Below are 22,368 nucleotides of genomic sequence, written 5' to 3'. Positions count from 1 at the left end.
GCGGTCCACTGTGGACCGCTGCGCGACCGCCGGTTACCCGCCGCCCGGCCGGGTATCCCCGCCCGCATGGACACGTTGCTCGGGATCTACCTCAACGACCAGCTGGCCATGGGCCTCGCCTGGCGCGAGCTGGCGCGCCGGGCCGCCCGCACCAACCAGGGCACCGAATTCGAGACGCCGCTGCGCGAGGTGGCGTCGGCGATCGCGGAGGACGTCGAGACTTTCCGCGGCATCATGCAGGCAGTGCCGGTGCGGGCGAACCCGGTCAAAGCCGGGCTCGCGATCGTGGCCGAGCGGCTGGGACGGTTCAAGCTGAACGGCAGGATCACGTCGCACTCGCCGCTCAGCCGGTTCTGGGAACTCGAGGCGCTGGCCATGGGCATCGAGGGCAAGAAGATCCTGTGGACCACGCTGCGCGATTCGGCGAACCTGGGAAAGCGGCTGGCCGACGTGGATTTCGACGCCCTCCTGCTGCGCGCGGACCGGCAGCGCTCGCTGCTGGAGCCGGCGCGCGTCCGGGCGGGCGAGGACGCGTTCGCCCGGCACTCCTGACCAGGCAGCGAAACCGAGGATCCCCCGGGCGCCCGGCACCTGGTTGTCGGAATTCCGCGGCGCAGCTACCGTGGCAGCATCGGTTCAGCAAGGAGCCGGCCGCCCAGCACAAGCGAGGCAGTCCAGCGCCGGTCCGCCTCCGCCGGTCCGCAGGAGGCCCCCGATGACTCACCCCGTTCGCCCGGCGAGGCTGCCCACCCGCGCAGCGCCCCTCGCGGACATCACCGTCAGCACCGCCGACGACAGCACGGTCGTCGCGGTCTCCGGAGACCTCGATTCTTCAAGCGCTGACACGTTTTTCGAGCACACCGTCACGGCGATCGCCCAGTCGCCCGGCGAAGTGATCGCCGATCTGGGCGCCGTCACGTTCTGCAGCTGCCGCGGGCTGTCCGTCCTGCTGGCGGCCGACCACACGGCTCGCCTCGCGGAGGTGTCGTTCACGGTGCTGGCGCGCCACCGCGCCGTGCTGCGTCCCCTCCGGCTGCTCGGCCTCGACCGGACCCTCGACGTCCGTCTCGTTCCGTTGCCCCGCAAGGAACTCTCGTAACCGCGGGCGGTTTGCGCCTCCGATCAGCCGGGTAGCCGGGGAGTTCGGCAAGACTTCGCTGAACTCCGAGGAAAGGTGCCCATGGCTGCTGCAGCGCATTACGTCGAGGTCAACGCTCCCGCGCAGGCGTGCTACGACTGGTGGCGTCCGCTGACCCGGCTGCCGGAGCTCTTCTCCGACGTCCAGTCGGTCGAAGCCCTGGACGGCGACGGGACGCGCACCCGGTGGAAGGTCGACGGACCCGCGGGGTCCACAGTGGAATGGCAGGCCCGGATCGTCGAGGACGCACCGCCGCGCAAGATCGCCTGGACCACGGTCGACGACGCCGATCCGGACGTGCACAACTCCGGGGTCGTCCGGTTCGACGACAAGGGCCACGGCCGCACCGGCGTGGAGGTTTCCCTCGAATACGAGCCCCCGGCAGGCAAACTCGGCGAGGCGGTCGCTTCGCTGCTGGCCGATCCGCAGAAGAAGGTCGAGCGGGCTGCTGAACAGTTTCGGACTGTCATCGGAGCCCGGTGACCGGTCTTCAGCTGTCCCTCGCGCGGGTCTCGCTTGACGCCGTCCGTGAGGGGAACCCTGAGGGAATCTGGTTCCCTCAGGGTTCCCCTCACGACCGCTGAAGCTGTCAGGGTGCCCGTCCCTTCCGGCAAGCTCGGCTACCCGGCTAGTCGCCAAGGCTCCGGGTGAACGCGACCCGGTCCAGACCCGGCCCGTCGTAATCCGGGAGCACGTCGGACACCTCGAACCCGAGCCGGGCGTGGTACGCGCGCGACGCGGTGTTCTGCGGGCTGGTGATGCACTTCACCTTGCGCACCCCCGATTCCCGCACCTGCCCGAAGAACCACTCGTACAGCGAACGGCCGATCCCCTGCCCGTGCAGCGCCGGGTCGACACCGACGAAGTGGATGTAGGCGGTGTCGGGGTCGGTCTGCGAGACGAAGCCGATCAGGAAGGCCGCCAGCGTCCCGTCCGGACGCTCCACCAGGCGGCTCGTCGTGGTGAAGTGCTGGAAGTACAGCCGCGGCACCAGCAGCGCCCGCTCCTGCGCACCGGCTTCGCCCTTCAGGCCGCCCCACCACGGTCCCAGCGCGGCGAGCACGCGCGCGTGGTCGTTTTCGGTCGGCTGGCGGAAAGTCAGGTCGGCACTCATGCCCCGACCCTCTCGTTTCCGCGCCCGCCGGGCAACCTGGTTACCGGTGCGGGTCGACGTGGATCTTCGGCGCGCCCGCCGGCCGCTCCCCGCCGAGCACCGCTGCGACCTCGTCCAGCCCGACCGTCGCCGCCACCAGCGGCCGCGGATCCACCTCGCCGGACGCGTACGCGTCGATCGCCTGCGCCAAGCCCGGCGAACCGCTCAGCACGCCGATCGCGGTGACGTCCTTCAACGCCAGCATCCTCGTGTCCAGCAGGCTCGGCCGCCCGGACAGCCCGATGCAGACGATCCGGCCCGCGGGTTCGACCACCTCGGCAGCGAGCGCGGGAGCGGAGAGATCGCCGGTCGCGTCGACCACCGCGTCGAACGGCGGCTCGGGAACGCTCGTCCCGGCGGAAAAACCCAAGCCGCGCGCGAATTCCACCGACCACGGCGTCGCGCCGACGAGATGGACCTCGCTGCCCGCGGCCCGGAGGAACAGCGCGGTGAGCAACCCGATCGTCCCCGGGCCGAGGACCAGCACCCGTTCGCCCGCGGCCGCCCGCGCCGCCCGGCAGGCGTTGCCGCCCGGTTCGGCCAGCGCGCCCGCGACCGGATCCACCGTGTCCGGCAGTTCGTGCAGCGAGCGCACCGGCACGGCGAGGCGTTCGGCCAGCGCTCCCGCCCGGCCGCCGCGGATGCCGACCTCCTGCCGGGCCGCGCAGACGTGCTGATGCCCGCCCCGGCACCGCCGGCAGTCCCCGCACCCGAGCATCGTGTCGCCGGTGACGCGGCGGCCGACCCACGCCGGATGCACGCCCCGGCCGACCGCCGACACCGTGCCGCACCATTCGTGGCCGAGCCGCATCGGGTACCGGGCGTGCCCGTCGGCGAGGTACTGCATTTCGCCGGTGAAGAACTCGACGTCGGTGCCGCACACCCCGGCCCGCTCGACGTCGACCACGACCTCGCCGACCCCGGCTTCCGGCTCCGGCACCTCGGCAGGCCCGGCCTCCCCCGGTCCGGTCACCACGAACGCCCGCATGGCCCCGATCGTAGCGGCGCTCAGCCGGTCACGCGCTCGCGCAGGAACGCCGCCGTCGCCGGGTCGGCCGGATAGAACGACTCGATCACCAGCTCGGCGACCGTCACGTCCAGCGGCGTCCCGAAGGTCGCGACCGTGCTGAAGAACGTCAGCTCCAGATCCCCGTGCCGGTAGCGCAGCGGCACGAAAATGTCGCCCGGGCCGGGGATCTCCACCTCGGGGACCTCGTCGTCGCACGGATACCCGCGCAGTTCCTCCAGCAGCTCGGCGAGCCCGGCGTCCGCGGTCTGCTCGACCTGACGGCGCAGCCGTCCCAGCAGATGCGCGCGCCATTCCCCCAGGTTCAGCACCCGCGGCGCCATCCCGTCCGGGTGCAGCGTCGCGCGCAGCACGTTCACCGGACCGGTCAGCAGCGACGGCGCGATGCCCTCGGTGAGCACGCCGAGGCTGAGGTTGGCGTCGACGAGATTCCAGCCGCGGTCGACCACCGCCGCCGGATACGGGTCGTGCCCGGCGAGCAGCCGCCGGACCGCCTCGCGGATCACGGTCATTTCCGGCGCTCCGATGTCGGACTCGCCGTAGGCGGGCGCGTAGCCCGCGGCGAGCAGCAGGCGGTTGCGTTCGCGCAGCGGGATGTCGAGATGCTCGCCCAGCCGCAACACCATGTCGCGGCTCGGCTTGGACCGGCCGGTCTCCACGAAGCTCAGGTGGCGCGTCGAGATGTCCGCCGAGATCGCGAGATCGAGCTGGCTGATGCGGCGGCGGTCGCGCCATTCCCGGAGCAGTTCGCCGATCGGGGCCTTCACCGTGGTCGTCACGCGTCCGAAGCTACGGGGTCGCGCGCGGGGAGACCATTACCCCCGAGGTAACGGCGCGTGCACCACCAACGCCTCCGCCAGCGGCTTGCGGTCCAGATCCGGCACCTCACAGTCCGGCGCGGGATAACCCACCGGGAACAAGATGTACGGCCGCTCAGTCACCGGCCGCCCGAAAACCTCGTTGAGGAAACCCATCGGATTCGGCGTGTGCGTCAACGTCGCCAACCCCATCGTGTGCAGCGCCGTGATGAACATGCCGCACGCGATCCCGACGCTCTCGTTGACGTAGTAGTTCTTCCGCAGCGAACCGTCCGGCAGCGGGGTGCTCTTCTGCGCGAACGCGACCACCAGCCACGGCGCGACCTCGAGGAATTCCTTGTGCTCGTCGGTTTCGAGCCGGGCGAGCGCCGCGTGCCAGTCCGGCGCGTTGCGTTCGCGGTAGAACTTCCGCTCCTCGACCTCCGCTGCCTCGCGCACCGCGCGTTTGACGTCCGGGTCGGCCGTCGCGACGAACGTCCACGGCTGGTGGTGCGCCCCGCTCGGCGCGGTGTTCGCGATCCGCACCGCGGTCTCGATCGCTTCGAGCGGCACCGGGTCCGGGGAGAACCAGCGGACCGACCGGCGCTGGTCGAGCAGCCGGTACAGCTCCTGCCCGCGCGCGAGGCTCTCCTCCGGGGACAGCCGCGGCGGCGCGTACGGGACGAACGGATGCTGGTGCCGGGTCATGCCCCGACCCTGCCGCGTCGACGGTCATCGGTCCAGTTCACATTTCTGGTGAAGGACATAAGCTGAACTGATGTCTCCCTCGTTGCGCCAGCTCGAGTACCTGGTCGCGGTCGCCGACACCGGCGGCCTCACCGCGGCCGCGGACAGCTGCCACGTGTCGCAGTCGGCGGTGTCCCTGGCGATCGCTTCGCTGGAACGGACTTTGGGCGTCCAGCTCATCCTCCGCGGCCCCGGCCGCACGACCGCGCTGACCGACGCCGGCCGCCAGGTCGTCGGCGAGGCCCGCGCGGTGCTCACCTCGGTGGCGGAACTCGGCACCACCGCCCGCGACTACGGCCAAGACCTCGCCGGACGCCTGAATTTCGGCTGCTACACCCCTCTCGCGCCACTCCACGTCCCCGCCGCGCTGGCGACTTTCCGCACCCAGCACCCGGAAGTCGACGTCTCCTTCGCCGAAGGCACCCTGCCGGACCTGCAGCACCTCCTGCTGGAAGGCCGCTGCGACCTCGCCGTGCTGTACCGGCAGGACCTCGTGCCCGGGATCGCAGTGGACCAGCTTTACGACCAGCCGCCGAGCGTGCTCCTCCCGTCGGCGCATCCCTTGGCGCGCCGGAAGACGGTTTCGTTGCGAGCCTTGGCCGACGAGCCGTTCATCCTGCTGGACGTACCGCCGTCGGAACGCTATTTCCGGGACGTCTTCGCCGCAGTCGGCCTGCCGATGCCGGTCGCACACCGCACGACGAGCTTCGAACTCGCCCGCGCGTTAGTGGCTCGAGGACTCGGCTACACCCTCTCGGTGCAGCGACCGCCGCTGGAACTTTCCGTCGAGGGCACGCCATTCGCGGTACGTCCGCTGCGCGAGCGAGTCCCGACGACGCCGGTCGTGCTGGCTCGCGCGGAGGGTGCGCGGCTGACTCGGCGGGCGGAGACGTTTCGCGCTTTCTGCCGGGAGTTTTTCGGTGCTAGAGCGTGATTCCGCGTGGTTCGCGGCCGAGAAGCTCGGCCAGCACCGGGCTCGTCTCGGCAAAGTGGCCTTGCCGGGAGGCCTCGAACATCGACAGCTTCATCCGCGCCACCTCCTCCGGCTCGCCCGCGACCCACTCCTCGTCCGCTACTACCACGCGCCGCACCGCACGCCCGCTGACCCGCGACGCGAGCTCGGCCACGTCGTCGAACGTCACCGCCTGCCGCGCGGTCAGCACAACCGGTCCGTCGAACTCCCTGGCCCCGGCCAGAATCACCGCCGCCGCCTCCGCGACATCAGCCCGATCGGTCCACGAAACCGGGCCGTCCTCCGGGGCCGCGATCACCCCGTCCTCCCGCCAGTTCCCGAGCAGCCAGCCAATGCTGTGCGCGTAGAAACCGTTGCGCAGCGCGGTCCACGCCACCCCGGATCCGGCGAGGATCCGCTCGGTCGCCGCGTGCTCCGGGCCTGGCGGAAAAGGCGTGTCCATCCGGGAATTCTGATGGCTGGTGTACAGAATCCGCTGCGCCCCAGCCGCTACCGCCGCCTCGACGCCGGCACGATGCAGGGCGGCCCCGTCCGCGTGCGGATCGTTCGAGGACACCAGCAGGACTTTTTCGGCCCCTTCAAACGATTTCCGCAGTGCCGCGGGATCCTCGTAGGACCCCTGCCGCACCCGTACGCCCCGGTCCGCGAAGTGCCGCGCCTTGGCGACATCCCGGACGCTGACGCCGATCTCCTCCGCCGGGACGCGCTTGAGCAGATGCTCCACAGTCGCCCCGTTGAGCGCGCCGGTCGCCCCCGTGATCACGATCATCTCCGGATTCCCTTCAGCAATGGCAGCAGGATGTCGTCGACGAGATGCCGCAGGAACCGGTCGTCGCACGGTTCGCCGGCGAAGACGATCCGGTGCACGATCACTCCCGGCGCGACCTCGGCGAACAGTTCGGCCGCACCAGGCGCCGATGCGGTGTGGCGCACCCGATCCGCCATCGCCGCCTGGTCTCGGTGCAGGATCCGGCGCATCTCGTCCGCGAGCCGCGGATCGCTGCGCATCCCCGCGAACAGCGCGCCCAGCACCCCGATCTCCTGCTCAGCGATCTCGCGCGCCAGCCACCGCACGACGGCCAGCAAGTTTTCCCGCAGTCCGCCGGACACGGCCTCGGGCGGTGCCGAGGTTTGCCGCTGCTCCGCCGCCGCCGCGACGACGGCCGCCTTGTCGCGGTACCGCCGGTAAACCGTCGTCTTGGCAACACCGGCGCGGGCCGCGATCGCCTCGATGGACAACTGGTCGTAGCCGACTTCGGGCAGCAGCGCCAGGGCCGCCTCGTGGATCGCGGCATCCCTTCGGGCATCACGCGGCCTGCCCACCGAGAACTCCTCCGACACGATGCCTCTTTTCGATACGCTCCCGTTGCGTATCGAAAAGTACGCCCGCGCCGGCACCCCCGTCAACCGGGCCAAGGCAGGACGGTCAGCTCCGGCCATTGTTCCTGCCAGCGCCGGGCTTTCGCCTCGTAACTGCTCCGCGGCGCGTGTCCGGGATTGGGCCGGACGACGAGATTGAACATGTCCGCGAACCCGTGCGGCGCGTAGACCTGCCACTCCCCTCCTTCGGCCAACCGGATCCCCAGACAGGGCGTCGTGGACGGGAACGAGTCGATGGCCGCCTCGGTGGACGGGTACGGCGCGCACGGGACGCCGAAGCGGTCCTCGTACCAGAGATGCACCCGTGCCTCGTTGCGGATTTCCACCGTGATCGGGAGATCCCCGAACCTCCGGGCGCCCTCCTCGATGACCGCGTTCTCCGCGTCCCAGCTGAGATCCGAGTCGTCGAAGTAGAACAGGTCGTAATCCTTGATGCCCTCGGCGGGCGGGCGTCCGGTCACCACGTTCCACACGGTCTGGCACAGGCAGCCCGCGGTCAGGTACCAGCCGGGAAGAGCCAGTTTCGCCGCCCTCGCCAGCACTTCCGGCACCAGCTCGTTGCGCGTCACGAACTCGCGGAAGGTCCCGAGCTGCCTGTCGATCGCCATCCGGCCGTAGTCCATGCCCCGGTTTAGCACGGCCAGCCGATTACCTCCCGCGTAATCGACCAGCCGCCGATCGTCGGCCAGGCTTGGCCCTACCGAAAACGGGACAACGCAAGGAGAACCCCGACATGACCACCATCGCACCGACCGCAGCCGACCTCGCCCGCCGTTACGTCGACGTGTGGAACGAGACCGACCCGCAGCGGCGCCGCCAGCTCGTCTCGGAGGTCTTCGCGCCGGGCGCGACCTACACGGATCCGCTCGGCGCGGTCGCCGGCCAGGACGAGATCGACGGGTTCATCGGCGGCGCGCAGGCGCAGTTCGCCGGGCTCGTCTTCAGCCTGCCCGCGGAGCCGGACGCGCACCACGATCTCGCGCGGTTCCAGTGGCACCTGTCGGCTCCCGGCGCCGCTGAGCCGATCGCGATCGGGTTCGACGTCGTGGAGATCGCCGACGGCCGGATCGCCAAGGTGCACGGCTTCCTGGACAAGATTCCGGGCTGAGCCGCCGGAAACGCCGGGGATGTGGTCTTGACCACAGGCACGAGGTTCAGACCACCCGGGAGGTCTGAACCTCACCCGGCCAAGCCGCCACGCCGCACAACAGGCGTGGTCCTCCCCACTCTGTCCGTACCCCGCGGGGCGCCTGAGAGTTTCACCCGCGTGGATAGCCGGGTTTGCACCGTCGGCGGCACCGGCTGGTGGTCTCCTGCCGATGCGCTTTCCAGAGGCGTCTCGTCCGCGCGGTCCAGGGTGCCTGAGAGGTTCCGGGGAGGACTTGCTCCTTCGGCGCCGGACCGGGGATGCCGGTTCGGTCTCTCCCGCGCGGGTTCGTCGATCGCGCGCCCAGTCTAGCGCGGACGAAGATCAGCCCGTGCGGCGGGCGTTGCGGCGCTGGGTCAGCTCGTCCGGCACGACGGCCTCGACCAGTCCGCCGTCGGCGCGCTCGGCCGGGAACTCGTGGATGGTGCCGCTGATCTCCTGCATCGCCCCGCTGACCGCGATGCCGAACACTCCCTGGCCGCCCTGGAGCAGATCCACGATCTCCTCCGGCGACGTGCATTCGTACACCGTGGTGCCGTCGGAGAACAGCGTGACCTTCGCCAGGTCGCGCACCCCGCGCACGCGCAGATGGTCGACCGCGACGCGGATGTTCTGCAGCGAGACCCCGGTGTCCAGCAGGCGCTTCACGACCTTCAGGACCAGGATGTCCTTGAACGAGTACAACCGCTGCGACCCCGAACCGTGCGCCGTCCGGATGCTGGGCGCGACCAGCTTCGTGCGCGCCCAGTAGTCCAGCTGGCGGTAGGTGATCCCGGCGATCTGGCAGGCCGCGGGACCGCGGTAGCCGACCAGCTCGTCGGGCAGCGAGGCGTCGGGGAACAGCTCGCCCTGCTCGCCGTCGGCGACAGGTCCGGCAGGTATCTCCGGACGACCAGCCTCGACCACCGCAAGCCTCCCCTCGCCCGGCCTCGCGGCGGGGCGTTCGACAGGCCGGTCGAGCCCAGGATCGGGATCGGCCGGGGAAAACTGCCACGAGCGCGCCGGGTCGGCGAATCACATCGTGGCGATTTACCGCCTTTGACGGTAAGGCTGCGCCGCTAGCCGGTCAACGCGACGCGCGGCGGACCTCGAGGCCGTGTCGAGGCTTTGGCCCGTTCGCCGTACGGGATTGACCTTTTTTACTCGGCTGAGTAACTTATTACTCATGCAAGTAAACATCGACACGCAAGCCGAACTCGGCCTGAGCGTCACCGAGGCCACCACCCGGGCCCAGATCATCGGCGCGACCATCGCCACGATCGCCGACCACGGGTACGCGCGCACCACCTTCGCGCGCATCAAGGAACGGGCCGGGCTCAGCAGCACGCGGCTGATCTCGTACCACTTCACCAACAAGGCCGGCCTCATGCAGGCGGTGCTGAGCACGGTGTCCGAGACCAAATCGGAATACCTGCGCGAGCGCAGCGAAGGCGTCGACCCGGCGGACCGGCCGGGGAACCTGCGCGCGTACATCGAGACTTCGGTCGCGTTCCTGCGCGACTACCCGCAATGCGAGCGGGTGCTGGTCGAGATGGCCGCGCACGCCGACGACCGCGACGGCTGGGCGATGACCGGCGTCATGGTCGGGCAGCTGCGCACCGGCGCGCTGCAGCGGCAGCTGGAACAGGGCCGCAAGGAGGGGGCGTTCGGCGACATCTCGCCGGAGATCGTGGCGCTGTCGATCGCGCAGGCCGTCGACGGAGTGGCGGCCGCCTACGCCGCAGATCCGTCCGTGGACCTGGACCGGTACGGCCGGGAGCTGGCGGACCTGTTCGCCCGCGCGACCGCGCGGTGAACTCGTGCCCGGCGGGAAACCGCCGGGCAGGGGCGATCAGGTGTCGGCGCCGCGGAAGTCTTCCGGGGACACGGAGTCGAGGAACTCGCGGAACTTCTCGACCTCGTCCTCCTGCTCGTCCGGGATGATCAGGCCGGCTTCCTCGAGCACCGCGTCGACCGCGTGGATCGGGACGCCGATCCGCAGCGCCAGCGCGACCGAATCGCTCGGGCGGGCCGAGACCCGGATGTCGCCGTCGAAGACCAGCTCGGCGAAGAACGTGCCTTCTTTGAGGTCGGTGATGACGACCTGCTCGAGCTCGCGGCCGAGCGCGCCGATGACCTCTTTGAGCAGATCGTGGGTGAGCGGCCGGGCGGGCCGCACGCCTTGCTGTTCCAGGGCGATCGCGGTGGCTTCGACCGAGCCGATCCAGATCGGCAGGTACCGCTCGCCCTCGGTCTCCCGCAGCAACAAGATCGGCTGATTCGCGGGCAGTTCGACCCGCACTCCGACGACGCGCATCTCGCTCATCGGGCTTCGCCTCCCTCTCGTGCACACGGGCCGCAGCGCTGGCGACGGCTGACGACCGTTGTCTCCGACGCTACCCGTCATCCGGGCGCTGTGCTCGCTCGCAGCGGACATTCTCGGTTCGTGGTCTCGCGAACCGTCTCTCACGGTACGGCATCCCGGCGCTGAGGTTCAGTCATTGACAAGTGACCGACAACGCGTCTCGGGCATAAGGGTCAATCGCCGGCGACGCCGCGGATGCCCGCTTTGACGAGCAGCGTGTGCAGCGTGACCGACAGCGCGGCCAGTTCGCGCACGACCTCGTCCGCGCGCGCCTTCGCGTCCGCGTCACGATGCCGGTACGCCGGGGTCACGATCTGCTCCAGCAGGCCGACCTCGCGGTCGGCCGCGGCGCGGAACGCGCGCAGATGCCGCGGTTCGAGCCCGAATTCGGTCATCGCCTTGACGGTGCGGGCGATCAGGACCGATTCCGGGCCGAAAAAACCCGCCGCGCCGGGGCGCAGCAGGCCGTACTGGCACAGCTCGGCGAGCATCGCGTCGTCGATGCCCGCCTGCTCCAGCAGGTCTTCCTGGGTGAGCCGGGTGTCCGGCCCGGTCTCGAAGTCCGCCGCCGCGGGCAGTCCCGCCGGATCGCTCCCGTCGCCGAGCGGCACGAGCCGCCGCGGCAGCTGGGGAGCCGACGGGACCGGCGCGGGCGGTTGCGCGCCCGCGTCGGCCGCGTCGAGCTGCTCCTTGATGACCTTGAGCGGGAGGTAGTGGTCGCGCTGCGCGGACAGCACGTACCGCAGGCGTTCCACGTCCGCCGGCGAGAACTGCCGGTACCCCGAGGGCGTGCGGCCCGGGCGGACCAGGCCTTCCGCCTCGAGGAAGCGGATCTTGGAAATCGTGACATCGGGGAAGTCCCCGCGCAGCTGCGCGAGCACCGCCCCGATGCTCAACCCGTCCCGCCGGGCCTCCTGACGACCGGGCTGCCCGGCCGCCGTCACTGCGCCCCCTGGCCCCCGTGCCCCGGGCCGGTCAGGAAGACCAGGCGGAACTTGCCGATCTGCACCTCGTCGCCGCCGGCGAGGACGGCCTGGTCGACCGGCTCGCGGTTGACGTAGGTGCCGTTCAGGCTGCCGACGTCGATCACGACGAACTCCCCGCCCTCGCGCCGGAATTCCGCGTGGCGGCGGGAAACCGTGACGTCGTCGAGGAAGATGTCGCTGTCGGGGTGCCGTCCCGCGCTGGTGGTGTCGCGGTCGAGCAGGAAGCGGGAGCCCGCGTTGGGCCCGCGCTTCACGACCAGGAGGGCGGAACCCGGCGGAAGGGCGTCGACGCCCTGCACCGGTGCCTCGGCGGCCGGCGCGGACTCCTGCTGGCCTTCCATGTCGGCCAGGAAATCGGCCCGGAAGACAGAGGTCCGCTCCGGAGACTGCTCCGGGGGAACGCCGGGCCCGTCGTTCGTGCTCACCTGAGCTCTCCTCTACGCATGAAGTGTTGTCATCGACCAAGAACGTGCAGCTGTCAACGTACCGTGCCCGACCGGCCCGGAACCCTCGGGCTCCCCTTGAGGCTCCGGCGCCCGGCCGAACGGCTCAGCCCTTGATGAGGGCCTGGTACGCCTCGGCCTCGAGCAGCGCCTCGAGACCGGCCGGGTCGTCGAGCCGGATCTCCACGAGCCAGCCCTCGCCGTAGGGGTCGGAGTTGACGAGCTCCGGCGAATCGGCGACCGCCGAGTTGACCGCCACGATCTCGCCGTCGACCGGCGCGAACAGCTCCGAGACGCTCTTCGTGGACTCGACCTCGCCGAACGCGTCGCCCGCCCCGACCTGCTTGCCGACCTCGGGCAGGTCGACGAACACGACGTCGCCGAGCTGGTCCTGCGCGTACTCGGTGATGCCCACCCGCACGAGCGAACCCTCGCGGGTCGCGACCCACTCGTGCTCCTCGGTGTAGCGCAGTTCTTCCGGAGTGGTCAACGCCGCTCCCCTTCCTGGTGCTGGCTTTCGTGCCGACAATCTTCCATCACCGGGTGCGCAGCGCGCGAGCCGCCTGCACGACGTAGAGCGCCCCGGACCAGACATACAGGACGCCGCCCCACACCATGAACGCGTAGGCGATCGGCCGCGCGACCGCCGCGACGTCCGAGCCGCCCTGCGTGAGCAGCAGGAACGGGAAGGCGTACATGAGGACGAAGGTCGCGCCCTTGCCGATGTAGGTGACCTCGGGCGGCGCGAACCCGCCGCGGCGCAGCAGCACCACGCACACCCCGAGCACCAGCTCGCGCAGCACCAGCGGCACGACGACCCACCACGGGATGATGTCGCGGATCAGGAACGCGACGAGCGTGGCGAGGATGTAGAGCCGGTCCGCGGCGGGGTCGAGCAGCTGCCCGAGCCGCGACATCTGGTCGAGCCAGCGGGCGAGCTTGCCGTCGAGCCAGTCGGTGAGCGCGGAGAAGATCAGCAGGGCGAGCGCCCAGCCGTCCTCCTTCGGGCCGAGCAGCAGCCACAGGAACACCGGGACGCCCGCCAGGCGCAGCAGCGACAGCAGGTTGGGGACGTTGAGCGCCTGCCGCCACAGGGAGGGCTCGGTCTGGGGCTCGTCGGGGACCGTGGTCACGCCGGTCAGCCTAGAGCGGACGGGATCGCGAGGTTTGTCCTGGCGGGTGAAAGGCGGGGGTTCGGTTGTGCTGGGGGTGGGTTCGGGCGCGGGAGGTCACGGGGTGCCCTGGTCTGGTGCGGCGTTGGGGCATGCGCGGCGGCGGGTTTCTCGCTTCGGCTGACGGGCGCTGTGCGAGGCCGGGGTGGGTCTCGCCGCCGGTGCGGTGTCTTGGGGAGGCGCGCTGCGGCGGGCCCGCCGCGCACCCGCACCTCGCTGCACGGCGCGCGGTGCACGGCGAATCGGCGCGGCCGGATCCGTTCGGCTCGGCGCTGGAACGATTCCGTCGGCGCGGCGGGCGAATCGGAGCAGCGGGGAGGGCAACAGGGCGGGGGGCCAACGCCGCGGCAAGGCGGTGCGGCAGCCGGTCCGGCGCGGCAGGCGAGCTGGCACGGTGAGTGAACCGGCGCCGCGGGAAGCCGGTGCGGCAGCTCCCGGTACGGCAGGCGGGCCAGCGCGGTGAGCGAACCGGTGCCGCAGCAAGGCAGTGCGGCAACCCGGTGCGGCAGGCGGGCCAGCGCGGCAGGGCGAGCTGGCACCGTGAGCGAACCGGCGCCGCGGCAAGGCAGCGCGGCAAGGCAGCGCGGCAAGGCAGCGCGGCAAGGCAGCGCGGCAAGGCAGCGCGGCAAGGCAGTACGGCAGGCGAGCCAGCACGGCGGGTGAATCGATGCCGCGGCCGAGCCGCCGCAGCGGGTGAATCGGTGCAGGGCCGGGAAAAAACGCGGATCCGCCGGACGGCGGCCGGGACCCCTCCCCGGTTCCGGCCGCCGTCCGGCGGAAGTTTCAGCGGGAGCGTCGCCTGCTGGCCGCCCGGCGGTGGCTCCAGCCGCGGCGCTGCAGCTGCGCGTTGCTCAGCGTTTCGGGGCGGCCGCGGCCGTCGGTGCCCACCCAGCGCGGGCGCACGGCTCCGGCTTCGAGCACGTAGGGGCGGCCGCCGCACCACACCACGCTGCAGGGTTCGGTCGGCGGGTCGGTCGGGGCGTCGGTCTCGGCTGCGGGGGCGGTTTCGGTGCTCATGCTCTCGGTGACTCGTGCTCTCTGGCGTCGGGCTTCGGGGACCTGGAACGCGCGGGGCGCCTGCCCTCTACGTCGGCGCGGGACCGCCGAGCGTTAACCGCCCCGGGACGGATTCCTCCGAACGATGCGTCCCGGCGATGCGGATTTCCCCGTCCGGAAAGCGAAACCAACCGTCCACAGTAGACTCAACCGGCGCCGCTCCGGTGTGTCGGTGCCGCTCAGCGGGGGCGCGAGGGGCCAGAATGGGCGCGACCCCGGAGAAAGGATCGCGGTGCTCCCGTCGAAAACCGTGTACGGGCCGCTGTGCGCGGCTGTGGTGGTTTTGCCCGCGCTCACCGCCTGTTCGGGGGATCAAGCGCCACCGGCAGCCGCGTCGTCGGCGCCCTCCGCTGTCGCCTCGGTCGCGCCGAGCACGCACGCTCCCCCGCCGCTGCCGCAGACCGCGGGCGCGAGCAGCCCGCCCGCCGCGCCCAGCAGCACCGCGGCCGCGCCGAAACCGTCAAAGCAGGCGCCGCCGTCCACTCCGGGCACGTGCGGCACCGTCACCGCGGCGAGCGGGATGACGCTGTACGTCTACGACAACAAAGCCATCCCGTGCGCGGACGCGATGGCGCTCGTCAAGAAGTTCCACCAGGCGATCAACGGCCGCCAGGCGGCGGGCTCGAACAACCCGGTCAACGCGACCGTCGACGGCTGGCTGTGCGTGTCCGGCCCGCCCGCCGCGCAGGGCGGCACCACGTGCAGCAAGGGCGAGCAGACCGTGCTGGCGGCGGTGGTCCCGGCCGAATAGGACCGGGACCGCCGCCGCGGCTCAGGACTTGAGGTCCGGGAAGTCGTCCTCGCGGAACTCGCCCTCGGGCCGCTCGCCGCCTTCCCGGCCGCGCAGTTCGACCCGGCGGATCTTGCCCGAGATGGTCTTCGGCAGCTCCCCGAACTCCAGCCGCCGGATCCGCTTGTACGGCGCGAGGTGCTCCCGCGCGTACGCCAGGATCTCGCGCGCGGTCTCGGCGTTGGGCTCGCGCCCGGAGGCGAGCACGACGTACGCCTTGGGCACGGCCAGCCGGATCGGGTCCGGCGCGGGCACCACGGCCGCCTCGGCGACCGCCTCGTGCTCCAGCAGGACGCTCTCCAGCTCGAACGGCGAGATCCGGTAGTCCGACGCCTTGAAGACGTCGTCGGTGCGGCCGACGTAGGTGATGTAGCCGCGTTCGTCGATCGAGCCGACGTCGCCGGTGTGGTAGTAGCCGTTCGCGAAGGCGGCCGAGGTGCGTTCGTCGTCGTCCGCGTAGCCCGCCATCAGGCCGACCGGCCGGTGCGCGAGGTCCAGGCAGATCTCGCCCTCGGTCGCGCGCTCGCCGGTGACCGGGTCGACCAGCGCGACCGCGAACCCGGGCAGCGGGCGGCCCATCGAGCCGGCCACGACGTCCTGGCCCGGCGTGTTCGCGACCTGGACGCTGGTCTCGGTCTGCCCGAAGCCGTCCCGGATGGTGACGCCCCACGCCTTCTCGACCTGCTCGATCACCTCGGGGTTGAGCGGTTCCCCCGCGCCGACGACCTTCTTCGGCGGCGTCCGCAGCGCGCTGAGGTCGGCCTGGATCAGCATCCGCCACACCGTCGGCGGCGCGCAGAAGCTGGTGATGCCGCAGCGGTCCATCTGCGCCATCAGCGCGGCCGCGTCGAACCGCGCGTAGTTGTACAGGAACACCGTCGCTTCGGCGTTCCACGGAGCGAAGAAGTTGCTCCAGGCGTGCTTGGCCCAGCCCGGCGACGAGATGTTGAGGTGGACGTCGCCCGGTTCCAGCCCGATCCAGTACATTGTGGACAGATGGCCGACCGGATAGGAAACGTGCGTGTGCTGCACGAGTTTCGGCTTCGCGGTGGTGCCCGAGGTGAAGTACAGCAGCAGCGGGTCCTCGGCGCGGGTGATCCCGTCCGGGGTGAATTCGGCGGAGGACGCATACGCGGTTTCGAAGGCGTGCCAACCGGAAACCGGCTCGCCGACCGCGATCCGCGTGTAGTCGCCGGCGACGTCGGCGAACTTCTCCGCGTCGACGTCGCGCACGATCACGTGCTTGGCGTTGCCGCGCTCCACCCGGTCCACGAGGTCGGCCGGGCCGAGCAGCGTCGACGCCGGGATCACGACCGCGCCCAGCTTGATCGCCGCGAGGATGGTCTCCCACAGCTCGCCCTGGTTGCCGAGCATGACGATCACCCGGTCGCCGCGCGCGACGCCGAGGCCGCGCAGCCAGTTCGCGACCTGGTTGGACCGGGCCGACATCTCCGGGAACGTCCAGCGGTTCTCGGTGCCGTCCTCTTCCACGATCCACAGCGCGTACCGCTGCGCGTTCGCCGGGTCCGCCGCGATCGCGTCGAACCAGTCCGTGGCCCAGTTGAACTCGTCCAGCTGCGGCCACGCGAACTCGCGGTATGCGGTTTCGTAGTCCAAGCGGTGGGCCTGCAGATAGTCCCGCGCCGCGCGGAATGCCTGGTAGCCGGTGACCTCAGCGCCGTTGCTCACGTCGTACTCCTCGTGCTCGCTTTCCCGTGCCTGTTTTACTCGCCCTTGAAGTCCGGCGCTCGTCGCTCCAGGAAGGCCTGGACGGCTTCCTGGAGGTCCTTGCTCGGCAGGAAGGCGGAGTTCCACGCGGCGACGTAGCGCAGGCCCTCGGCGACCTGGCGTTCGGTGTTCGCCGACAGCACCTGCTTGGTGCCCTGGACGACCAGCGGCGGGTTCGCGGCGATCTCCGCGGCCAGTTCGCGGGCCTTGGCCAGCAGCGTCTCCTGGTCCGGGTACACGTCGTTGACCAGGCCGATCTTCTCCGCGCGCGCGGCGTCGACGTCCTTGCCGGTCAGCGCCAGCTCGCGGACGTGCCCCTCGCCGATGATGGGCGCGAGCCGCTGCAGGCTGCCGATGTCGGCGACGATCGCGACCTTCACCTCGCGGACGCTGAACTTGGCGTCCGCGCTGGCCAGGCGGATGTCGGCGGCGGTGATCACGTCCACGCCGCCGCCGATGCACCAGCCGGACACGGCGGCGACCACCGGTTTGCGGCATTCGGCGATCGAGCTGACCGCCTGCTGCAGCCGCTGGACCTCGCGGTGGAACTCGGTGCGCGGCCCGGCCAGCGCGTCGCCCGCCAGCAGCGGGGCCCAGCCGCCCATCATCGCGGGCAGGTCGAGGCCGTAGGAGAAGTGCTTGCCGCTTCCGGTCAGCACGACGGCGCGCACGCGCGGGTCGGCGTCGAGGGCGGCGAACACCAGCGGCAGCTCGCGCCAGAAGTCGGGGCCCATCGCGTTGCCCTTGCCCGGGCCGAGCAGGGTCACCTCGGCGACCGGTCCGTCGAGGTCGACGCGGAGCGAGGCGAGTTCGGGAAGGGCGGCTACTGGTTCGGTCATGCCGATCATCTTGACTCATCCCCCCGACCCCAGCCCATCCGGTTGACACTGTGCCAACGGCGCTGCGGGATGCTTTCCTGGAGACCCGAGGTGGAGAGGGAGGCGCCCGTATGGACCCGGCACCCGTGCCCGTCGCCGACGCCCCGCCGGCCGAACCCGCGGCGGCCCGCAAGGCCCGGCCGATCGAGCTGTCCGGCTCGTTCCGGCACGAGGGCCAGCGCCTGTGCTACACCGAGTACGGCAGCGGCGACCGCGTCGTGGTGCTGATGCACGGGATCATGTTCACCCGCCGGATGCACGCGCCGCTGGCCAGGCGGCTCGCCCGCGCGGGGTTCCGCGTGGTGACCCTCGACCTGCTCGGCCACGGCGATTCGGACCGGCCGACGCAGTCGTGGCGCTATTCGATGCCCGCGTTCGGCGAACAGGCCGTCGCGCTGCTCGACCATCTGGAGATCGAGGACGCGGTGGTCGGCGGCACCTCGCTGGGCGCGAACGTGGCGCTGGAGGTGGCCGTGGCCGCCCCGTCGCGGGTGCGCGGGCTGGTGGTCGAAATGCCGGTGCTGGACAACGCGATCATCGCCGGGCTGCTGACCTTCGCACCCTTGTTGTTCGCCGCCCGCTTCCTGCCCGCGACGGTGCGCGGAGTGGCGTTGGCCGCGCATCTGGTGCCGCACGGGAACCAGTGGGTGGACGTCATCACGGACACGCTGAGCCAGGAACCGGCACCGATGGCCGCGCTGCTGCACGGCGTCCTGTTCGGCCGGGTCGCGCCGCCCAAGTCGATCCGGGGCACGATCACCACGCCGACGCTGGTGATCGGGCACGAGGGCGACCCGATCCACCCGTTCGGCGACGCGGGCAGCCTGGCCGAGGACCTGCCGAACGCCGAGTTCGTCCAGGCCCGCAGCCCGGTCGAGCTGCGGTTCGACCCGAAGCGGTTGAGCGCGGCGATCCGGGACTTCGCGTTTCGCCGCTACCCCGCCTGAGCCCGGCCCCCGCGGTCCGTGAAGGGCTCCTTGAGGGAATCTGATTCCCTCAAGGAGCCCTTCACGGACTTGGTGGGGTGCGACCGCGTTTTGGCTTCACAGCGGGGCGGCTGCGCTGGTGGCTCGACCGCGGTCGGCTGGGCGGGCTTGGAACTCGCGGGGGCACCCAATGTGGCATTGGGTGCGTGCGACGCAACCAATGCCGCATTGGGTGCGTTCCGGCGGCAGGGCTCGTCCGCGAAAGGCACCCTCCCGACCCGCGCCCGGCGAGGAAGGGAGACCTGCGGGAGCAGCGTCCCGCCGGGCTCCCCCAGGCTTCCGACCGGCCGGGGTCAGTCCTGGTCGGCTTCGGGGAACTCCGGCGGCGCCTGGAGGTCGTGGGCGCGGAACAGCACCGCGTGCGCCACCCCCATCGCCTTGCCGCTCATCGCCGTGAACTGCGGGATGAAGTCGGCGGGCGCGGGGTGGTCCGGAAGCGCGGCCAGGTACGCGGCGTGCGCCTCCAGGGAAGCGACGCCGCGCCGCAGCGGCTCTCCGGTGATGTCGACGCCGTGGGTCGCCCCGGAACCCGGAAGTCCCGGGACCAGGTACCAGCGCGCCGAATGCGGAGCGAGGCCCTCGTCGTCGATCTGCTCGGGGAAGACCCACCGGTTGCCCGCGTCGCGGATCGCGTCGAGGGTCGCGAGTCCGGCGGCGCGGTGGTCGGCCTGGTCGAAGCCGTAGGGAGTTTCGACGTCGAATCCGCAGCCGAGCACGACGTCGGGCTCGAACCGGCGGATCTCGCGGGCGATGTCGCGGCGCAGGTCGAGGCCGTAGACGAGCACGCCGTCCGGGTGTTCGAGGACGGTGAGGCGCTCGACGCCGACAGCCGCGCACGCGTTGCGCTGTTCGGCGACGCGCAGGCGGGCCGTCTCCTCGGGCGGGTTCGGCATGCCTGCCTCGCCGCGGGTGAGCAGGAGGTAGCCGACCTCGATGCCGCGCGCCGTCCAGCGTGCGACGGCCGCGGACGTGCCGTACTCCATGTCGTCCGGGTGCGCGACGACGCAGAGCACGCGCCGGAAGGACTCCTCGGGCAGGGCAGGCAAGGTCATACCGGACATCTTCGCGCGCGGACGGCCCGCTGTCTGCGTTATCCGGGCTGATTCCGGTCCAGCCCGGCCACCGGGCCGAACACGATCACCGCCGGCGGGCGGACTCCCGCGGCCGCCGCTTCCTCGGCCACCGAGGCGAGCGTCGAGCGCAGCACCCGCTGGGTCCGCATCGTCCCGTCCTCGATCACCGCGACCGGCGTGTCGCCGGGTCGGCCGCCTTCGAGCAGGGCGGCGGCGAACTTCGGCAGCCGTTCGACGCCCATCATCAGCACGATCGTCCCGCGCATCCGGGCCAGCAGCGACCAGTCAACCAGCGACCGCTCGTCCCCCGGCGCGACGTGCCCGGACACGACGACCACCTCGTGCGCGACCCCGCGGTGCGTCACCGGCACGTCGGCCACCGCGGGCACCGCGAACGCCGAGGTGATGCCCGGGACCATGGTCACCGGCACGCCCGCCTCGGCGCACGCCTGGACCTCTTCGAACCCGCGCCCGAACAGGTACGGGTCGCCGCCCTTGAGCCGGACGACGAACTTGCCTTCCTTGGCCTTCTCGATGAGCGTCCGGTTGATCACGTCCTGGCTCGCCGCGCGGCCGTACGGGATCTTCGCCGCGTCGACGACCTCGACCTCCGGCGCGAGCTCGTCCAGCAGATCGCGCGGGCCGAGCCGGTCGACGACCACGACGTCGGCGCGCGAGAGCAGCCGCCGGGCGCGGACGGTGATCAGGTCCGGGTCGCCGGGCCCGCCGCCGACCAGCGCGACGCCGGGCAGCGTGCCTTCCGGATGCGGCTGGCGGCCGTCCTCGATCGTGCCCGCGTGCAGGCCGTCCAGCATCGAATCGCGGACCGCGGCCGAGCGGAGCGGCTCGCCGCCGGACAGGACGCCGAACAGCAGACCGCCGTGCCGCCCGGTCGCCGGGGTCACCGCCGAACCCGACTCGCCCTCGTCGGCGCGGACGCAGAAGACGCGTTCCCGCTCGGCCTCGGCACAGATCGCGGCGTTGGTCTCCGGGTCGTTCGTGCAGGCCAGCGCGTACCAGGCGTCCTTCAGGTCGCCCTCGGCATAGCGGCGCTCATGCCACACCAGTTCGCCCGCGTCCGCCATCCCCTGCACCGACGGCGTCGTGTGCGGCGACACCAGTTCGACGCGGGCGCCCGCGCTGATCAGGCGGGGCAGCCGGCGCTGGGCGACGGAACCGCCGCCGAACACCACGACGCGGCGGCCGGTCAGGTTGAGGCCGGAAAGGTAGTGCGGGTCGTCCATGCGCGGAAGCATATGGGCGGGGCGCCGGTTCGCACGGCGAGCGTGGGTCATGCCACGCTGAACGCCGCCCGAGGGCAGACACGAACTCGACCGCTGCGGGCGGGCAACCGTGCTCCAGCTTCCGCTCGGGTGACCTGGGGACACGACGGCTCCCGCACCCTGGTCAACGGACGACATCGCGGGGCCGAATCGCGGCCGGGGCTTCGCGGACAAGCGCGACCATTCGCCACCGGAACGGAATACCGGACGGTTCGGGCTTGGCAGCGCCGGGCGCGGCTGGGCGGCCCCGCGTCCGCCCAGCCTTGCCCGCGGGTTCAGCTCCGCGCCGCCGTCGGGTACGGCAGCAGCGCCATCTCCCGCGCGTTCTTGATCGCGGTCGCCACCTGTTTCTGTTGCTGCGGCGTCAATCCGGTGACCCGGCGGGCCCGGATCTTGCCCCGGTCGGAGATGAATTTCCGCAGCAGGTCGACGTCTTTCCAGTCCACCTGGGTGATTCCGGCCGTGTGGAAGGGATTCGGGCGGCGGCGCGGCGCGCGGTCCGGTTTGGGCACGGCGATCACCAGCTCGACTTCGAGACGCCGGGCAGTTCCCCGTTGTGCGCCATCTGCCGCATGCGCACCCGGGACAGCCCGAATTTCCGCAGGTATCCGCGCGGACGGCCGTCGGCGGCGTCGCGGTTGCGGATCCGCGTGCGGCTCGCGTCGCGCGGCATCCGTTGCAGCGCAACCACTGCGTCCGCCTTCTCGTCGGCCGAGGCGGACGGCGACGCGATCACCGCCTTGAGCGCGCGCCGGCGTTCCACATACCGCGCGGCGATCACCTTCCGCTGCTCGTTCTTCGCGATTTTCGACTTCTTCGCCATCAGCGTTCTTCCTTGAATTCGACGTGCTTGCGCGCCACCGGGTCGTACTTCCGCAACACCATCCGGTCCGGGTTGTTGCGGCGGTTCTTCTTGGTGACATACGTGTAGCCGGTGCCCGCGGTCGACCGCAGTTTGACGATCGGCCGGATGTCGGTGCTTTTCGCCATCTAGAACTTCGCTCCCTTCGCGACGAGATCGGCGACGACGGCGTCGATGCCGCGTTTGTCGATCGTCTTCATGCCCTTCGCCGACACCTTGAGCCGCACGGTGCGGCCGAGGCTCGGCACGTAGTAGCGGCGCGTCTGCAGGTTCGGCTCCCAGCGGCGCGACGTGCGGCGGTGCGAATGCGAGACCTGCTTGCCGTAGCCCGGCTTGCGGCCGGTGACCTGGCACACGGCTGACACGGACCCTCCCAAGTTGATAGTGACATTCATGTTCAACTAC

General features: G+C 71.2%; 32 protein-coding genes and 1 riboswitch. Of the genes, 9 read left to right on the top strand and 23 right to left on the bottom strand.

Features of this window, described 5'->3' with window-relative positions; translation table 11 throughout:
• Nucleotides 1-66: 66 nt before the first annotated feature.
• The 3 genes from EIZ45_RS01350 (at nt 67) to EIZ45_RS01340 (ending at nt 1,621) form a co-directional block, all read left to right on the top strand.
• Nucleotides 67-552: a hypothetical protein gene (locus EIZ45_RS01350; RefSeq protein ID WP_134661611.1), complete on the top strand. Its 486-nt coding sequence runs from the start codon at nt 67-69 to the stop codon at nt 550-552.
• Nucleotides 553-715: 163 nt separating this feature from the next.
• Nucleotides 716-1,099: an STAS domain-containing protein gene (locus tag EIZ45_RS01345; protein ID WP_134661612.1), complete on the top strand. Its 384-nt coding sequence runs from the start codon at nt 716-718 to the stop codon at nt 1,097-1,099.
• 81 nt (nt 1,100-1,180) lie between these two features.
• Entirely contained in the window at nt 1,181-1,621 is a 441-nt protein-coding gene (locus EIZ45_RS01340; RefSeq protein ID WP_134661613.1) for an SRPBCC family protein, read from the top strand.
• 145 nt (nt 1,622-1,766) lie between these two features.
• Here the strand turns inward: EIZ45_RS01340 and EIZ45_RS01335 are convergent, their stop codons facing one another.
• The 4 genes from EIZ45_RS01335 to EIZ45_RS01320 are packed head-to-tail and all read right to left on the bottom strand — an operon-like array spanning nt 1,767 to nt 4,823.
• Nucleotides 1,767-2,252 (bottom strand): GNAT family N-acetyltransferase, encoded by a 486-nt coding sequence (locus tag EIZ45_RS01335; protein WP_134661614.1) that lies wholly within the window; start codon nt 2,250-2,252, stop codon nt 1,767-1,769.
• Nucleotides 2,253-2,292: 40 nt separating this feature from the next.
• Nucleotides 2,293-3,279, bottom strand: coding sequence for a zinc-binding dehydrogenase (locus tag EIZ45_RS01330; RefSeq protein ID WP_134661615.1), 987 nt, complete (start codon nt 3,277-3,279; stop codon nt 2,293-2,295).
• Nucleotides 3,280-3,299: 20 nt separating this feature from the next.
• A complete protein-coding gene (locus EIZ45_RS01325) occupies nt 3,300-4,097 on the bottom strand; it encodes a helix-turn-helix domain-containing protein (protein ID WP_043834352.1) in 798 nt (265 codons plus the stop codon).
• Between the two features lie 36 nt (nt 4,098-4,133).
• A complete protein-coding gene (locus EIZ45_RS01320; RefSeq protein ID WP_134661616.1) occupies nt 4,134-4,823 on the bottom strand; it encodes a nitroreductase family protein in 690 nt (229 codons plus the stop codon).
• A 70-nt stretch (nt 4,824-4,893) separates the two neighbouring features.
• Here EIZ45_RS01320 and EIZ45_RS01315 point away from each other — a divergent pair, with 70 nt between their 5' ends.
• Nucleotides 4,894-5,796: a LysR family transcriptional regulator gene (locus EIZ45_RS01315; RefSeq protein WP_134661617.1), complete on the top strand. Its 903-nt coding sequence runs from the start codon at nt 4,894-4,896 to the stop codon at nt 5,794-5,796.
• On the opposite strand, the gene EIZ45_RS01310 is transcribed toward EIZ45_RS01315, so the two are convergent.
• The 3 genes from EIZ45_RS01310 to EIZ45_RS01300 all read right to left on the bottom strand — a co-directional run bounded on the left by EIZ45_RS01310 (nt 5,786) and on the right by EIZ45_RS01300 (nt 7,823).
• On the bottom strand, nt 5,786-6,604 hold the full coding sequence (locus EIZ45_RS01310; RefSeq protein ID WP_134661618.1) for an NmrA family NAD(P)-binding protein: 819 nt from the start codon (nt 6,602-6,604) through the stop codon (nt 5,786-5,788). The two genes, EIZ45_RS01315 and EIZ45_RS01310, sit on opposite strands and share 11 nt — an antisense overlap.
• The gene (locus EIZ45_RS01305; RefSeq protein WP_240690524.1) at nt 6,601-7,176 is read right to left on the bottom strand and encodes a TetR/AcrR family transcriptional regulator; all 576 of its coding nucleotides are present in this window, start codon (nt 7,174-7,176) and stop codon (nt 6,601-6,603) included. Before EIZ45_RS01305 ends, EIZ45_RS01310 begins: the two co-directional genes overlap by 4 nt.
• A gap of 62 nt (nt 7,177-7,238) precedes the next feature.
• Nucleotides 7,239-7,823: a nucleotidyltransferase family protein gene (locus tag EIZ45_RS01300; protein ID WP_240690525.1), complete on the bottom strand. Its 585-nt coding sequence runs from the start codon at nt 7,821-7,823 to the stop codon at nt 7,239-7,241.
• A gap of 125 nt (nt 7,824-7,948) precedes the next feature.
• Here EIZ45_RS01300 and EIZ45_RS01295 point away from each other — a divergent pair, with 125 nt between their 5' ends.
• Nucleotides 7,949-8,323: a nuclear transport factor 2 family protein gene (locus tag EIZ45_RS01295; RefSeq protein WP_134661620.1), complete on the top strand. Its 375-nt coding sequence runs from the start codon at nt 7,949-7,951 to the stop codon at nt 8,321-8,323.
• 230 nt (nt 8,324-8,553) lie between these two features.
• A riboswitch (glycine riboswitch) is annotated at nt 8,554-8,653 on the bottom strand.
• Between the two features lie 33 nt (nt 8,654-8,686).
• On the opposite strand, the gene EIZ45_RS01290 is transcribed toward EIZ45_RS01295, so the two are convergent.
• Nucleotides 8,687-9,268, bottom strand: a complete 582-nt coding sequence (locus EIZ45_RS01290; protein ID WP_009078853.1) for a MerR family transcriptional regulator — start codon at nt 9,266-9,268, stop codon at nt 8,687-8,689.
• A 259-nt stretch (nt 9,269-9,527) separates the two neighbouring features.
• On the opposite strand from EIZ45_RS01290, the gene EIZ45_RS01285 reads away from it, so the two are divergent.
• Complete coding sequence (locus tag EIZ45_RS01285; RefSeq protein ID WP_037805720.1) at nt 9,528-10,157, top strand: TetR/AcrR family transcriptional regulator; 630 nt, start codon at nt 9,528-9,530, stop codon at nt 10,155-10,157.
• 36 nt (nt 10,158-10,193) lie between these two features.
• Here EIZ45_RS01285 and EIZ45_RS01280 read toward each other — a convergent pair whose 3' ends face one another.
• The 5 genes from EIZ45_RS01280 to EIZ45_RS01260 all read right to left on the bottom strand — a co-directional run bounded on the left by EIZ45_RS01280 (nt 10,194) and on the right by EIZ45_RS01260 (nt 13,268).
• Nucleotides 10,194-10,667 carry a bifunctional nuclease family protein gene (locus EIZ45_RS01280; RefSeq protein ID WP_009078856.1) on the bottom strand — a complete coding sequence of 158 codons (474 nt, stop codon included), beginning with the start codon at nt 10,665-10,667 and terminating at the stop codon, nt 10,194-10,196.
• 212 nt (nt 10,668-10,879) lie between these two features.
• Nucleotides 10,880-11,650, bottom strand: a complete 771-nt coding sequence (locus tag EIZ45_RS01275) for a MerR family transcriptional regulator (RefSeq protein WP_063697699.1) — start codon at nt 11,648-11,650, stop codon at nt 10,880-10,882.
• Nucleotides 11,647-12,117 carry a glycogen accumulation regulator GarA gene (gene garA / locus EIZ45_RS01270; protein WP_009078859.1) on the bottom strand — a complete coding sequence of 157 codons (471 nt, stop codon included), beginning with the start codon at nt 12,115-12,117 and terminating at the stop codon, nt 11,647-11,649. Before garA ends, EIZ45_RS01275 begins: the two co-directional genes overlap by 4 nt.
• Before the next feature lie 124 nt (nt 12,118-12,241).
• The gene (gcvH, locus tag EIZ45_RS01265; RefSeq protein WP_037805718.1) at nt 12,242-12,625 is read right to left on the bottom strand and encodes a glycine cleavage system protein GcvH; all 384 of its coding nucleotides are present in this window, start codon (nt 12,623-12,625) and stop codon (nt 12,242-12,244) included.
• A gap of 46 nt (nt 12,626-12,671) precedes the next feature.
• On the bottom strand, nt 12,672-13,268 hold the full coding sequence (locus tag EIZ45_RS01260; RefSeq protein ID WP_043834337.1) for a CDP-alcohol phosphatidyltransferase family protein: 597 nt from the start codon (nt 13,266-13,268) through the stop codon (nt 12,672-12,674).
• Nucleotides 13,269-13,847: 579 nt separating this feature from the next.
• Between EIZ45_RS01260 and EIZ45_RS47305 the strand changes: the two genes are divergently transcribed.
• A complete protein-coding gene (locus tag EIZ45_RS47305; protein ID WP_255442913.1) occupies nt 13,848-13,970 on the top strand; it encodes a hypothetical protein in 123 nt (40 codons plus the stop codon).
• A gap of 120 nt (nt 13,971-14,090) precedes the next feature.
• Here EIZ45_RS47305 and EIZ45_RS01255 read toward each other — a convergent pair whose 3' ends face one another.
• Together EIZ45_RS01255 and EIZ45_RS46665 are read right to left on the bottom strand one after the other, a co-directional pair.
• The gene (locus tag EIZ45_RS01255; protein WP_037805714.1) at nt 14,091-14,324 is read right to left on the bottom strand and encodes a hypothetical protein; all 234 of its coding nucleotides are present in this window, start codon (nt 14,322-14,324) and stop codon (nt 14,091-14,093) included.
• A 351-nt stretch (nt 14,325-14,675) separates the two neighbouring features.
• On the bottom strand, nt 14,676-14,855 hold the full coding sequence (locus EIZ45_RS46665; protein WP_167756314.1) for a hypothetical protein: 180 nt from the start codon (nt 14,853-14,855) through the stop codon (nt 14,676-14,678).
• A gap of 28 nt (nt 14,856-14,883) precedes the next feature.
• On the opposite strand from EIZ45_RS46665, the gene EIZ45_RS46660 reads away from it, so the two are divergent.
• On the top strand, nt 14,884-15,114 hold the full coding sequence (locus EIZ45_RS46660; protein WP_037714276.1) for a hypothetical protein: 231 nt from the start codon (nt 14,884-14,886) through the stop codon (nt 15,112-15,114).
• 21 nt (nt 15,115-15,135) lie between these two features.
• On the opposite strand, the gene EIZ45_RS01240 is transcribed toward EIZ45_RS46660, so the two are convergent.
• Entirely contained in the window at nt 15,136-16,842 is a 1,707-nt protein-coding gene (locus EIZ45_RS01240) for an AMP-binding protein (protein WP_134661621.1), read from the bottom strand.
• A gap of 35 nt (nt 16,843-16,877) precedes the next feature.
• Complete coding sequence (locus EIZ45_RS01235) at nt 16,878-17,720, bottom strand: crotonase/enoyl-CoA hydratase family protein (RefSeq protein WP_134661622.1); 843 nt, start codon at nt 17,718-17,720, stop codon at nt 16,878-16,880.
• A gap of 110 nt (nt 17,721-17,830) precedes the next feature.
• Here EIZ45_RS01235 and EIZ45_RS01230 point away from each other — a divergent pair, with 110 nt between their 5' ends.
• Entirely contained in the window at nt 17,831-18,706 is an 876-nt protein-coding gene (locus EIZ45_RS01230; RefSeq protein ID WP_043834334.1) for an alpha/beta fold hydrolase, read from the top strand.
• Between the two features lie 332 nt (nt 18,707-19,038).
• On the opposite strand, the gene EIZ45_RS01225 is transcribed toward EIZ45_RS01230, so the two are convergent.
• The 6 genes from EIZ45_RS01225 to rpmB form a co-directional block, all read right to left on the bottom strand.
• A complete protein-coding gene (locus EIZ45_RS01225) occupies nt 19,039-19,806 on the bottom strand; it encodes a PIG-L deacetylase family protein (protein ID WP_134661623.1) in 768 nt (255 codons plus the stop codon).
• 29 nt (nt 19,807-19,835) lie between these two features.
• Entirely contained in the window at nt 19,836-21,062 is a 1,227-nt protein-coding gene (gene cobA, locus EIZ45_RS01220) for a uroporphyrinogen-III C-methyltransferase (RefSeq protein ID WP_134661624.1), read from the bottom strand.
• 314 nt (nt 21,063-21,376) lie between these two features.
• Nucleotides 21,377-21,622: a 30S ribosomal protein S18 gene (gene rpsR, locus EIZ45_RS01215; RefSeq protein ID WP_134661625.1), complete on the bottom strand. Its 246-nt coding sequence runs from the start codon at nt 21,620-21,622 to the stop codon at nt 21,377-21,379.
• Nucleotides 21,619-21,924 (bottom strand): 30S ribosomal protein S14, encoded by a 306-nt coding sequence (gene rpsN, locus EIZ45_RS01210; RefSeq protein WP_037805700.1) that lies wholly within the window; start codon nt 21,922-21,924, stop codon nt 21,619-21,621. The genes rpsR and rpsN overlap by 4 nt, the downstream gene beginning before the upstream one ends.
• Nucleotides 21,924-22,091: a 50S ribosomal protein L33 gene (gene rpmG / locus EIZ45_RS01205; RefSeq protein ID WP_037805699.1), complete on the bottom strand. Its 168-nt coding sequence runs from the start codon at nt 22,089-22,091 to the stop codon at nt 21,924-21,926. The genes rpsN and rpmG overlap by 1 nt, the downstream gene beginning before the upstream one ends.
• Complete coding sequence (gene rpmB, locus EIZ45_RS01200) at nt 22,092-22,328, bottom strand: 50S ribosomal protein L28 (protein ID WP_009078885.1); 237 nt, start codon at nt 22,326-22,328, stop codon at nt 22,092-22,094. It abuts the gene before it with no gap.
• Between the last annotated feature and the right edge of the window lie 40 nt (nt 22,329-22,368).

Source organism: Amycolatopsis sp. CFH S0740 (assembly GCF_004522315.1).
Taxonomy (GTDB): Bacteria; Actinomycetota; Actinomycetes; order Mycobacteriales; family Pseudonocardiaceae; genus Amycolatopsis; species Amycolatopsis nivea.
This window is presented reverse-complemented; position numbering and strand designations above follow the sequence as displayed.